Raw genomic sequence first — 12,810 nt, 5'->3', positions numbered from 1 at the left:
GTAATTGTTATCTAAAAATACCCAAATCTACTTTTATCGAAAAAATATTCGAATACAAAGCAGCACTTTGGTTTCCCAAATCAGTTAAAGCATAATCAACCTGAATGCCTTTGTATTTAAAACCAAGACCAATGTTGGGTTGAAAACTTAATTTCTCGGTATTGTCCAGCTGCATGACATTCTGAAAATTTCCGGCCCCGGCTCTTAAAAAAACAAGGTCGGTGTAGCCAAACTCAAAACCAATCGCCGGATCTATACTCACAACTTTAGACGAAATAATATCATTTGTCTGCTCAAAACGCATATTTAAATTTCCGGCTGCCAAAAGGCTGTAATCATCATGAAATTCAAACTTTTTAGAAACACCGAATTGTGCTTTTGGCAGGGTAATTTCAGTACTTTCTGGTAGTTCATTATTTTCTCCCGGAATTGCATTTGCAATTTTTGCATATTCTTCTTCATCAATATTCCAGACATTATAAGTTGTCGTAATATCACGAAGCATCAATCCGAATTTCCAGTCATTGTGCTCAAACTGAAGTCCGACATCAAAACCAAACCCCCAGGAATTGGCAAATTTTCCAATAACGCGTCTAATGATTTTGGCGTTTATACCATATTGAAATCCTTCGACAGGAAGTTTTCTTGCGTATGAAAAAGTAAAACCGTAATCAGCCGTAGAAAATAACCGAATTCTATTGTAATCAATATTTCCCTGGCTGTCGATTAACTGCGTTGTGTCCATAATGTCATCGACTCCAAAGCGAATCATCGAGATTCCCCATGCACTTCGGTCATCAATTGGACTTGCATAACCTATAAAATCATATTGCGCAATATTGGCAAAATAACTGGCATGCATCAGCGAAAGCTGATGATCTTCCAGATGGGTTAAACCTGCCGGATTCCAGTAAACTGCATTTACATCATTTGTTGATGCAGTAACGGCACTCGACATTCCTAACGCAGCGGCATCAACGCCAATATTCATAAACTCATTCGAATATTTACGAACGGTTTGGGCATATTGCGAAGTAAAACTCCAAAATAATAAAAACGCAAAAAGTTTTTTCAAGAAGTTAGTTTTTTGCAGGATATAACCTGTTTTTAAATTTTTATCAAAAATAGAATATTTTACCTATCTAATTTCTTCCTTTTGATAAATATTGCGAAAGTTTAAAACCATGTTTTGCTTAGTTTAATATTAGTTTTATTTTAGTGTGGTTTAATTGAATTTTTAAACGAAATTTGTCATTCAAATTTTATCAAAACCAAAACATGAATATCAAAAAGCACATTCCGAATTTAATTACATTGATTAATCTTTTTTGCGGCTGCGTTGCAATAGTTTTTATTTCTCAGGCTAATTACGAAATGGCTTTTTATATGGTTAGTTTGGGAATCTTTTTTGATTTTTTTGATGGTTTTTTCGCCAGATTGTTCAAAGTTTCAAGTCCGCTTGGTTTACAGCTGGATTCGCTGGCAGATATGGTAACCAGCGGAGTTGCGCCCGGTTATGTAATGTACAGCTTATTTACAAACAGCGCACATGAATTAGGCACAAACGCTTTTATCCCATTTTTAGGATTTATCGTAACTCTGGGTTCTTGTTATCGTTTGGCCAATTTTAATATTGATACACGTCAGACAGATTCATTTATTGGACTGCCAACTCCGGCAAATTCCCTTTTTATTTTGAGTCTTCCGTTAGTTTTACAATTTTCAGATTCTTTACTGCTTCTTGAAATCTTAACCAATCAGTATGTTTTATTGGCAATTACTTTATGCAGTGCTTATATTTTAAATGCTGAAATTCCGCTTTTTGCTTTAAAAGTTAAAAAGTTTAATGTGAAAGACAATGCATTACAAATTGTGTTTTTGCTTATTTCTTTCGTTTTGCTTTTGTTATTTCATTTTGGAGCCGTTCCTCTAATTATCATTTTTTATGTGTTGTTATCAATCGTAAATAATTTGTTTTTGAAAAAGTAGTTTTATCCGAATGGCAAGAAAAACGACACGACGAACTTCTTATTCCCGAAAACCTGAGCGATCTTTATTAAGTAAAGTAATCCGTTTTATAATTTTTTCTTTTCTGGCTTTGCTTTTCTTTGCAGTAATTTATCATTATCGCAGAGGATTAGCTTACTATCTCGGCTTTAAAACAGAAAAGGTTTTAGAAGAAGATGCCGTAGATAAACATCTTTCTGATGTTCGAAACATTCAGGTTCTCGAAAATCATAAAGGAAAAGTGATTGGAATTGACGTTTCTGAGTTTCAGGGAAAAGTCGATTGGGAAGAAGTTGAAATTCTCGAAGAAAAATATCCGGTACAATTTGTATTTATTCGCGCAACGGCCGGAAACGATCGTGTTGACAGTCAGTTTAAGCGAAATTGGGCAGGAGCAAAAGAAAATAAAATCATGCGCGGCGCTTATCATTATTATCGTCCAAACGAAAATTCGATAGAGCAGGCAGATCTTTTTATAAAAACTGTAAAACTGCAAAAAGGAGATCTTCCTCCGGTTTTGGATATTGAAAAATTACCTAAAAATCAGCCTTTGGATAGTTTGAAAAAAGGTTTAAAGCGCTGGCTGACCAAAGTTGAAAAACATTATCAGGTACGCCCGATAATTTATTCAGGTGAAAGATATTATTCTGATTTCTTAAAAGAAGAATTTGGAGAATATTTATTTTGGATAGCCAATTATAACTTCTACAGAGAAAAAATTGAAGATGACTGGCTGTTTTGGCAGTTTACAGAAAAAGCTTCTCTGCCCGGAATAGAGCATCGTGTAGATGTAAATATTTACAATGGAGATATAGAACAGCTGCAGTTTATTACTGTTGAATAAGTTTACAGTCTCAGTTTTCGGTTTTCAGTTTTGCTGAGATTGAAAACTGAGACTGAATACTTAAATTAAAATTCCAGTTTCTTTTTACGGAGCTCGAAATTTTGTCCAAGATAAACGCGGCGAACCATTTCATCTTCAACTAATTCTTCCGGAACTCCCGCTTTCAGGATTCCTCCTTCAAACATTAAGTATGTTTTGTCTGTAATCGCTAAGGTTTCCTGAACGTTGTGATCGGTAATTAGAATTCCGATGTTTTTATTTTTTAACTGTGCTACAATTCTCTGAATATCTTCAACCGCAACCGGGTCAACTCCGGCAAAAGGCTCATCTAACAAAATAAATTTTGGATCTGTAGCCAGAGCACGTGCAATTTCAGTACGACGGCGTTCTCCACCCGAAAGTAAATCCCCGCGGTTAGTTCTAATATGTTCTAAACTGAATTCTTCAATTAAACTTTCCATTTTTGCAATCTGCTCTTCTTTAGAAAGTTTAGTCAATTGTAAAACGCTTAAAATATTATCTTCAATACTCAATTTTCTAAAAACAGATGCTTCCTGTGCCAGATAACCAATTCCTTGCTGTGCACGTTTGTACATAGGATAATCAGTAATATTTAAATCATCAAGATATATGTTTCCTGAGTTTGGTTTTACCAATCCTACGATCATATAGAAAGAAGTTGTTTTTCCGGCACCGTTTGGACCTAAAAGTCCAACGATTTCTCCCTGGTTTACTTCAACAGAAATTCCTTTTACAACACTTCGTCCTTTGTATGTTTTTATTAAATTATCGGCTCTTAGCTTCATTTTTTTAATTAGATAATTAGATAATTTGAAAATGAGATAAATGAAAAACTAGCTCAAATTCAATTTGAAAGCAAAATAAATGTAAAATAATCAATCCAATGAATCAATTAACAAATTATTGCGTTTTAAAATTTGGAATTTATGGTTAAAAATTAAATAATTAGAGCATTTCAAGAAATTCCCCAATTATCTAATTGACATATTTTCTAATTACTTCCCGGCTTCTTCTAAAGCTTCCCAGAATTCGTATGCTCTCCTTAAATGCGGAATTACGATTGTTCCTCCAACAAGAGTTGCAATTCCCATTGCTTCCATCATTTCTTCTTTAGAAACACCTTCCTTGTAACTTGTTTCTAAATGGTATTTTACACAGTCATCGCAGCGTAAAACTGTAGAAGCAACTAAACCTAAAAGTTCTTTTGTTTTTACATCAAGAGCTCCTTCAGCGTATGCATTCGTGTCCAGGTTAAAAATTCGCTTTACAATTTTGTTGTTGTCAGCGAGTAATTTTTCGTTCATTTTAGAACGATAGTCGTTAAATTCTTGAATTAATTCAGACATTTTCTTTTAATTTATTTTTATAAACAACCTTCGAAATCAGAATACTTACTTCGTAGATAATTAACATTGGGATAGCTACAATGGTCTGGCTCACCACATCTGGCGGAGTTACGATTGCAGCAATGATTAGAATAATTATGACGGCATATTTCCAATATTTCCTTAAAAATACAGGAGTCACGAGCCCTAATTTGGTTAAGAAATAAATAGCGATGGGTAACTCAAAAAATATGGCACTTCCAAGAATACTTGTTTTTACCATTCCCATATATGAATCAAGTGTAAACTGGTTTTTTACAACATCACTTACAGAGAAAGTGGCAACGAAGTTTACCGACATTGGGATTACAACAAAGTATCCAAACAATACTCCTAAAAAGAAAAGCAGTGAAGACACAAATATGAATACTTTGGCATTTTTTCTTTCTTTTTCATAAAGTGCCGGACTGATAAATTTCCATATTTCCCATAAAATATAAGGAAAACTCAAGATGAATCCTGCTAAAAGACACATCCAGACAAAAATATTTACCTGACCTTCCATTTCAGTATTCTGAATAATAAAATTCAGTTCTGTAATACAAATACTATCTGCAAAACCCAATTGATGGGATAAATCACAAAACCAGACATAAGTAAAAAATGTAGGTCTTGTTGGGCCTAAAATGATTTTGTCAAACAAATAATCACTAATAAAATAAGTTACAAATGCCATAATGCATGTTGCCGCTGTACTTCTAACTAATAACCATCTTAATTCTTCAAGATGATCCAAAAATGACATCTCGCCAAGGTTTTTCTTTGCCATTATACGATTCCTTCTTTTAAAATGTCATGTAAATGTAATACTCCTTTGTACTCGCCGTTGTCAGCTACGATAAGCTGTGTAATAGAAAAATCTTCTAAAATATTTAATGCGTCAACTGCCATAGTTTCTGAAGAAACTACTTTAGGATTTTTAGACATAATATCTCTTGCAGTTAAGTCCGCAATAGTATCTACGTCGTTTAGCATTCTTCGGATGTCTCCATCCGTAATAATTCCGATAATTTTATTGTCTTCAATCACTGCAGTCACCCCTAATCTCTTTTCGGAAATCTCGAAAATTGCCTTTTTAATAGAGGTTTCCGGAGTAACAGCAGGTTTTAACGAATGCTCGATCATGTCTTTTACACGAAGTAAAAGCTTTTTTCCTAAAGCTCCTCCCGGATGGTAAACTGCAAAATCTTCGGGTTTAAAATCACGCATTTCCATTAAACAAACGGCAAGGGCATCTCCCATAACCAACTGCGCTGTAGTGCTGTTGGTCGGGGCTAAATTTATAGGGCAGGCTTCTGTATCTACAGTTGTATTTAAAACGTAATCAGAACCTTTTGCTAAAAACGAAGTAATATTTCCGGTAATAGCAATTAAGGTATTTCCAAAACGTTTCAATAATGGAACCAGAACCTTAATTTCCGGACTGTTGCCGCTTTTTGAAATGCAAATAATAATATCGTCACTTTGTATCATTCCCAAATCACCATGAATAGCTTCTGCAGCGTGCAGAAACATTGATGGTGTTCCGGTAGAGTTAAAAGTAGCGACCATTTTTTGAGCGATTATTGCACTTTTTCCTATTCCGGTAACGATTAATCGGCCTTTAGTTTCGTAAATACGTTGAGTTGCTTCGAAGAAATTTTCGTCCAGAAAATCAATTAACTTTGTAATTGCTTCACTTTCAGAGAGTATGGTTTTTTTGGCGATTGCCAGTATATTTTCTTTTGAGATCAAAACAGAATATTTAAAATTTGTATGTATAAAAGAAAGTTGTATCTTTATGTGTTGCAAATTTATACAAAAATATCCATTTAAATAAAGAATGAATTCAAACGAAATTGAAATACACAAGGAATTAAAGAAGTATTTCGGCTTTAGCCAATTTAAAGGCTTGCAGGAGCAAGTCATTACGAGTATTTTAGATAAAAAGAATACTTTCGTAATTATGCCTACGGGCGGCGGTAAGTCTCTTTGTTATCAATTGCCCGCTTTAATTCAGGAAGGAACGGCTATTGTTGTTTCTCCTTTAATAGCTTTGATGAAAAATCAGGTAGATGCGATTCGAAGCCTTTCATCAGAAAACGGAATTGCACATGTGTTGAATTCCTCTCTTACCAAAACAGAAATTGCACAAGTAAAAAAAGACATCAGTTCAGGATTAACTAAACTCTTATATGTTGCTCCCGAATCTTTAACAAAAGAAGAATATGTAGCCTTTTTACAAAGTGTACCCATTTCATTTGTTGCGATCGATGAGGCGCACTGTATTTCAGAATGGGGTCATGATTTTAGGCCGGAATACAGAAATCTTAGAAATATTATTAAACAATTAGGTAAAGTACCCATTATTGGTCTTACCGCTACTGCAACACCAAAAGTTCAGGAGGATATTTTAAAGAATTTGGACATGTCTGATGCCAGTACTTTTAAGGCATCGTTTAACAGACCAAATTTATATTACGAAGTACGTACTAAAACGAAAAATATCGAATCGGATATTATTCGCTTTATCAAACAGCATAAAGGCAAATCCGGAATTATTTATTGCTTAAGCCGTAAAAAAGTAGAGTCGATTGCAGAAGTTTTGCAGGTAAACGGAATCAGCGCTGTGCCGTATCATGCAGGTTTAGATGCTAAGACACGCGCAAAGCATCAGGATATGTTTTTGATGGAAGATGTGGAAGTGGTTGTAGCCACTATTGCTTTCGGAATGGGAATCGATAAACCAGATGTTCGCTTTGTAATTCACCATGATATTCCAAAATCACTCGAAAGCTACTATCAGGAAACAGGTCGCGCCGGCCGAGATGGAGGCGAAGGTCATTGTCTTGCTTATTACTCTTATAAAGATGTTGAAAAGCTTGAAAAATTTATGTCAGGAAAACCAGTTGCTGAACAGGAAATTGGTTTTGCGCTCTTGCAGGAAGTTGTAGCTTATGCCGAAACCTCAATGTCACGCAGAAAATTTCTGCTGCATTATTTTGGAGAAGAATTTGACAGCGAAACCGGCGAAGGTGCAGATATGGATGACAACGTTCGTAATCCTAAACATAAAGTTGAGGCCAAAGATCAGGTGGTTAAATTGCTCGAAATTGTCAGGGATACCAAACATATTTATAAATCAAAAGAAATTGTTTTTACATTAATCGGCCGTATAAATGCGGTTATTAAGGCGCATAAAACAGATACACAGTCTTACTTTGGTTCAGGATCTAGTCACGACGAAAAATACTGGATGGCATTGTTAAGACAGGTTTTGGTTACAGGATATTTATCAAAAGATATTGAAACATACGGTGTAATAAAAATTACCGAAGAAGGTTTGGATTTTATCAAAAACCCGGTTTCATTTATGATGTCTGAAGATCATGAATATAGTGAAGCTGATGATGAGGCAATCGTTGCATCATCAAAATCATCAGGAACTGCAGATGAAGTTTTAATGGGAATGCTGCGCGAACTTCGTAAAAAAGTGGCCAAAAAACTGGGAGTTCCTCCATTTGTTGTTTTTCAGGATCCTTCACTTGAAGATATGGCTTTAAAATATCCAATTTCGCTGACTGAATTATACAATATTCATGGAGTTGGTGAAGGAAAAGCTAAAAAATACGGCGGCGAATTTGTTACGCTCATCAGTCGATATGTTGAAGATAACGATATTATTCGTCCGGACGATTTAGTTGTAAAATCCACAGGAGTAAATTCTGCCAACAAATTATATATCATTCAAAATATTGACAGAAAGCTTCCGTTAAGTGATATTGCTTCTGCGAAAGGCTTAACTATGGATACTTTAATTAAGGAGATGGAACAAATTGTTTATTCCGGTACTAAATTAAATATCAAATATTGGCTTGATGATATTTTAGATGATGATCAGCAGGAAGAGATTCACGATTATTTCATGGAATCAGAATCGGATAAAATCGAAGATGCTTTAAAAGAGTTCGACGGCGATTACGATATTGATGAATTACGTTTAATGCGAATTAAGTTTATCAGTGAAGTAGCGAATTAACGTTAAATCCCAATAATATTAAATTCCAAATTCCAAACTGAAAAGTAAATTGGAATTTGGAATTTGTTTTTAAAATATTTCCCAACCTTGGAATTTAAAATTTGGAATTTATCCTTCATATAATTCCCCTCGATGCGGTTTCAAAGCATCTCTTACCTGAATCATATTTTCATCGGTTACAACCATAAAAGCTGTGGCGTGCATATCGTTTACGATTTTAAATCCGGTAATGTTTAAAGGTAATTTTTCGATTGCGATAAATTCTTTTAAGTGAATTTCATGATGTTCTGCAGTTTTTGCAGCAGCCGGGCCTCGAAAATCCCAAATTAATTTTATTTTTCTGGACATTATTTATAGGTACAAAGGTTCTTAGTACAAAGGTACAAGGTTTTTTTAGGTTCTGAGATTCTAAGATACTAAGGTTCTAAGTTTTTTCTGTAGAGGCGCACTGCAGTGCGTCTAACCCATTACAGCTATTCGTTACGGAGATGCAGTGCAGTGCGCCTCTACTATATCCTTTATGCTGAAAATCTCTAAAATCTGCTGTAATTTGTGTGATCTGCGTGCAAATTTTGCTGCAAAGATAAAATCTCATTTCAAAATAGTACTTTTGCATCTTCTTTTCATAGAAAGAAAAGCTAATAGAATAAATACAAAAAAATGCCTAAAGAACTTTTACTTCAAGTAACCCCAGAAATTGCTGCAAACGAATCATTGCTAAAAGACTATTTGTCTAAGCAGATTAAAGTTTCTCCAAAAGAAATTCAGCATGTTTCGATTTTAAAACGCTCTATTGATGCACGTCAAAAAGCGATTAAAATCAACTTGAAAGTTCTGATCTTTTTACAAGGAGAACCTTTTCAGGAAAGTAAAATTCAACTTCCAAATTATAAAGATGTTTCTGCTGCACAAGAAGTTATTGTGGTTGGAGCAGGGCCAGCCGGACTTTTTGCTGCTTTACAATTAATTGAATCAGGCTTAAAGCCAATTGTACTCGAACGAGGAAAAGACGTTCGCGGACGCCGACGCGATTTAAAAGCAATTAACAGGGAACATATCGTAAACGAAGATTCTAATTACTGTTTTGGAGAAGGCGGAGCCGGAACTTATTCTGACGGAAAATTATATACACGTTCTAAAAAACGAGGCGATGTAACCAGAATTTTAGAATTATTAGTTGCTTTTGGAGCTTCTGATGATATTTTGGTAGAAGCGCATCCGCACATTGGAACTAATAAACTTCCGAAAATTATTGAAGACATTCGGAACAAAATAATTGAGTTTGGCGGTCAGGTTTTATTTGATACCAGAGTTACCGATATTTTGGTGAAAAACAATGAAGTTGAAGGAATCGTAACGCAAAATGGGGATAAGATTTTATCGAACAAATTGATTTTGGCAACGGGACATTCCGCACGTGATATTTTTGAGTTGCTGGATAAAAAGAAAATTTTAATCGAAGCAAAACCTTTTGCTTTGGGAGTTCGTGCAGAACATTCGCAGGAACTAATTGACAGCATTCAGTACAGCTGCGATTATCGCGGAGAATATTTACCTCCAGCGCCGTATTCTATTGTAAAACAAGTAAATGGCCGCGGAATGTATTCTTTCTGCATGTGTCCGGGCGGTGTAATTGCGCCTTGTGCAACAAGTCCGGGAGAAGTAGTTACAAACGGCTGGTCGCCATCGAAACGTGATCAGGCAACAGCCAATTCCGGAATTGTAATTGAATTGAAATTAGAAGATTTTAAACCTTTTGCAAAATTTGGTGCTTTGGCCGGAATGGAATTTCAAAAAAGCATCGAACAAAAAGCCTGGCATCTGGCGGGACAAACTCAAAAAGTTCCGGCACAGCGAATGGTCGATTTTACTCAAAATAAAGTTTCTGCAGATATTCCGAAAACATCTTATGTTCCGGGAACGACTTCTGTAGAAATGGGACAGGTTTTTCCGGGATTTTTATCGCAGATTTTGCGTGAAGGTTTTAAAGAATTTGGAAAATCGATGCGCGGTTATTTAACCAATGAAGCCATATTGCACGCGCCCGAGAGCAGAACTTCGTCTCCGGTTCGTATTCCAAGAGATCCTTTAACTCTGGAACATTTGCAGATAAAAGGTTTATATCCGTGTGGAGAAGGAGCAGGTTATGCAGGCGGAATTATTTCTGCTGCCATTGACGGCGAAAAATGCGCTTTGATGATTGCTGAATCTTTGAAATAATTTTACGGCGAAAAGTATATTGTATGTCTGTATTTCTTATTAATTTAGAGATACCACATGCAACACTATTTAAACGCCATGAAAAATTTCTTCTCGAATTTATTTAACAAAAACAACGATCCAAAATCAATAATTTCTTTTGATGTTATTGATCCTATTTATTCTCATTTATACAATGTACAAGGCAGTTTTGAATTTAAAGTAAAAGGAATTCAGGACAGCGTCACGGTTAATTTATTTTATTTTCCGGGTTCGTTTGATCATGATGAAGCGCAGGCAGAAATCAAAAAAGCCGGTTTTAATAATTCGTATGAAGTTTTGAATGCACTTTACAAAAAGATCAATATCGGACCAATTTCAGAAGAAAATATGCAGGATAGATTAGAATATGATTTTATTCATATTCAATTTTATTCTGCACCAGGTTCAGAAGTAAAACAATATTTCAAACGTGTACTAAATAATTTTGTGATTTTCTTTTGCGCCACAAACAGTCTTGAAACAAATGATTTCAGGATTTTGTATTCCAGCGGACATTTTTTAGATTATACCAAAGGTTTATTAGATACAGAACCTCTTGATTTAAGCAATCCAAAGAATGAAACTCAGGAAATAGGAATTAAAGATTTTAAAATCGTTTTGCAGGGAATCTGCCAGTATTTAGATATTGAAATCCCGGAAACAGTTGAACTCCCGTCTGCAGAAAATTTACTGGAAAGCGAAGAAGTAACAGAAGCCGTTTTTGAAGAATTTATACAATTGGTTTCAAGAGGCAATATTGAAGAAAAAGAACTTAAAAAACAATCAAAAAAGTTATTTAAGAATTTTCAAAAAGAAACCAAAGAATATCACGAAAAGATCGAAGGCCATTTTGCTTTTTTTGAGAGTATAGACGCATGGAACAACGACTGGAAATTTGATCCGGAAGATGCAGAATATTTTATTTCTAATTTAATTGGGGAAGATTTTGCTTTCGATTATCCGGAAGAAACTTACAGTCATGATTTGTTTCCTTATATACAATCGGCATTAGAAAAACGAGATTTGGAGTTGATGACTTACGATACTTACGGAGATAATTATCTTTTTTTTGTTGCCCATAAAGGTGATGTTGACCGGATTTTAGAATTATCTGAATTGACAAAAATTGAGATCAATCAGCTCTAATACTATCAAGAAAATAGACTTTTTGTAAATAAAATATTACTTTTGAATAATTTATTATATCAAGTAAATTAAATTGTTAGGTACAATTATTATTCAAATGAAAAATTCTATAATTTCTCTTTCCATTCTACAGTTAGTTTATGATAAACTGGCAAAAATATCTACAATTGAAATTACCGAAGAAAATGCGCCTGATGGAATTTCTTTAAATGCATATAAATTTCCGGATTTGTTTTTAGATTCTCAAAATGATACTGATCAAAGCGGATCTTCAGAAATGCATAATATTCGAAATGAAATTTATAAAAAACTGAATCTTAATGAAAAGACAGATCGGCTTGAGTATCATTTTATTCGCGTTCAATATTATAAAAAACCAGATGAATATCTAAAAGAATACTATTCGAAAATAAATAGCAATAAGGCCAGTGTCTATAATTTTTTTATATTCTTTTGCAAAACGAATAAGAGTGTTGAAATAAATGATTTTAGAATATTACAGGATTTTAGGTATGATTTTCTTTATATACAAGATCTCTTAGATTCAGCATATTTAGATTTAAATGAAGTTGATAATTCTAAATTGGAAGTGCTTGCATTTGTCTTGGAAAAAATATGCAGCTTTTTACAAATTACAATTCCAGAAAACATTGAGCTTCCAACTACTATTTTGAAACAAAAAAGAGAAGTTGAATTACTGCAGAATTTCGAAGAATTTTTAAAATTGACTACCAGAGGAAATATCAGCAATAAAGAACTTAAAAGACAATCCAGAATACTTTTCGATTATAAAATTGAAGCACCATTTTATGATGTTCTGTATGATGGAGATTTTGATTTTTTACTTGACAGTACTAATTATTGGCACAGCGACTGGAAATTTGATCCGGAAGATGCAGAGTATTTTATTTCTGAAATAATAGGTCAGGAACTTAATTTCGAATATCCGGAAGAAACCTACAGTCATGATTTATTCCCTTATATTCAATCAGCATTAGGAAAGCTGGGTTTAGAATTAATGACTTATGAAACGGGAGGAGACGATTATCTTTTTTTTGCTGCTCATAAAGAAGATGTTGGCAGAATTTTAAAATTGTCTGAATTGATTAAAATTAAAATCTATCAGTTATAAAAAGTACAGATGCTGC

At 34.2% G+C, this 12,810-nt stretch carries 12 protein-coding genes; 6 read left to right on the top strand and 6 right to left on the bottom strand.

What is annotated here, in order from left to right; translation table 11 throughout:
- Positions 1 to 7: 7 nt before the first annotated feature.
- Positions 8 to 991, bottom strand: coding sequence for a PorV/PorQ family protein (locus ASE21_RS18655; protein ID WP_057124372.1), 984 nt, complete (start codon positions 989 to 991; stop codon positions 8 to 10).
- A gap of 287 nt (positions 992 to 1,278) precedes the next feature.
- Between ASE21_RS18655 and ASE21_RS18650 the strand changes: the two genes are divergently transcribed.
- Together ASE21_RS18650 and ASE21_RS18645 are read left to right on the top strand one after the other, a co-directional pair.
- Positions 1,279 to 1,989 (top strand): CDP-alcohol phosphatidyltransferase family protein, encoded by a 711-nt coding sequence (locus ASE21_RS18650; RefSeq protein ID WP_057124223.1) that lies wholly within the window; start codon positions 1,279 to 1,281, stop codon positions 1,987 to 1,989.
- Between the two features lie 10 nt (positions 1,990 to 1,999).
- Positions 2,000 to 2,851 carry a glycoside hydrolase family 25 protein gene (locus ASE21_RS18645; RefSeq protein WP_057124222.1) on the top strand — a complete coding sequence of 284 codons (852 nt, stop codon included), beginning with the start codon at positions 2,000 to 2,002 and terminating at the stop codon, positions 2,849 to 2,851.
- A gap of 65 nt (positions 2,852 to 2,916) precedes the next feature.
- Here the strand turns inward: ASE21_RS18645 and lptB are convergent, their stop codons facing one another.
- The 4 genes from lptB to ASE21_RS18625 all read right to left on the bottom strand — a co-directional run bounded on the left by lptB (position 2,917) and on the right by ASE21_RS18625 (position 5,991).
- Complete coding sequence (gene lptB, locus ASE21_RS18640; protein ID WP_053470913.1) at positions 2,917 to 3,657, bottom strand: LPS export ABC transporter ATP-binding protein; 741 nt, start codon at positions 3,655 to 3,657, stop codon at positions 2,917 to 2,919.
- Positions 3,658 to 3,867: 210 nt separating this feature from the next.
- Positions 3,868 to 4,218 (bottom strand): carboxymuconolactone decarboxylase family protein, encoded by a 351-nt coding sequence (locus ASE21_RS18635; RefSeq protein WP_057124221.1) that lies wholly within the window; start codon positions 4,216 to 4,218, stop codon positions 3,868 to 3,870.
- Positions 4,211 to 5,026, bottom strand: coding sequence for a twin-arginine translocase subunit TatC (gene tatC, locus ASE21_RS18630; RefSeq protein WP_057124220.1), 816 nt, complete (start codon positions 5,024 to 5,026; stop codon positions 4,211 to 4,213). The genes ASE21_RS18635 and tatC overlap by 8 nt, the downstream gene beginning before the upstream one ends.
- Positions 5,026 to 5,991: an SIS domain-containing protein gene (locus ASE21_RS18625; protein WP_057124371.1), complete on the bottom strand. Its 966-nt coding sequence runs from the start codon at positions 5,989 to 5,991 to the stop codon at positions 5,026 to 5,028. The genes tatC and ASE21_RS18625 overlap by 1 nt, the downstream gene beginning before the upstream one ends.
- Positions 5,992 to 6,079: 88 nt before the next feature.
- Here ASE21_RS18625 and recQ point away from each other — a divergent pair, with 88 nt between their 5' ends.
- Positions 6,080 to 8,275, top strand: a complete 2,196-nt coding sequence (recQ, locus tag ASE21_RS18620; protein ID WP_057124219.1) for a DNA helicase RecQ — start codon at positions 6,080 to 6,082, stop codon at positions 8,273 to 8,275.
- A 108-nt stretch (positions 8,276 to 8,383) separates the two neighbouring features.
- Here recQ and ASE21_RS18615 read toward each other — a convergent pair whose 3' ends face one another.
- Positions 8,384 to 8,623 carry a hypothetical protein gene (locus tag ASE21_RS18615; RefSeq protein WP_057124218.1) on the bottom strand — a complete coding sequence of 80 codons (240 nt, stop codon included), beginning with the start codon at positions 8,621 to 8,623 and terminating at the stop codon, positions 8,384 to 8,386.
- 312 nt (positions 8,624 to 8,935) lie between these two features.
- Between ASE21_RS18615 and ASE21_RS18610 the strand changes: the two genes are divergently transcribed.
- The 3 genes from ASE21_RS18610 (at position 8,936) to ASE21_RS18600 (ending at position 12,794) form a co-directional block, all read left to right on the top strand.
- Positions 8,936 to 10,495 (top strand): NAD(P)/FAD-dependent oxidoreductase, encoded by a 1,560-nt coding sequence (locus ASE21_RS18610; protein ID WP_057124217.1) that lies wholly within the window; start codon positions 8,936 to 8,938, stop codon positions 10,493 to 10,495.
- 78 nt (positions 10,496 to 10,573) lie between these two features.
- Entirely contained in the window at positions 10,574 to 11,662 is a 1,089-nt protein-coding gene (locus tag ASE21_RS18605) for a hypothetical protein (RefSeq protein WP_057124370.1), read from the top strand.
- A 97-nt stretch (positions 11,663 to 11,759) separates the two neighbouring features.
- Positions 11,760 to 12,794: a hypothetical protein gene (locus ASE21_RS18600; RefSeq protein WP_128414724.1), complete on the top strand. Its 1,035-nt coding sequence runs from the start codon at positions 11,760 to 11,762 to the stop codon at positions 12,792 to 12,794.
- Positions 12,795 to 12,810: the final 16 nt, after the last annotated feature.

This window comes from Flavobacterium sp. Root901, assembly GCF_001429765.1.
GTDB lineage: Bacteria > Bacteroidota > Bacteroidia > Flavobacteriales > Flavobacteriaceae > Flavobacterium.
This window is presented reverse-complemented; position numbering and strand designations above follow the sequence as displayed.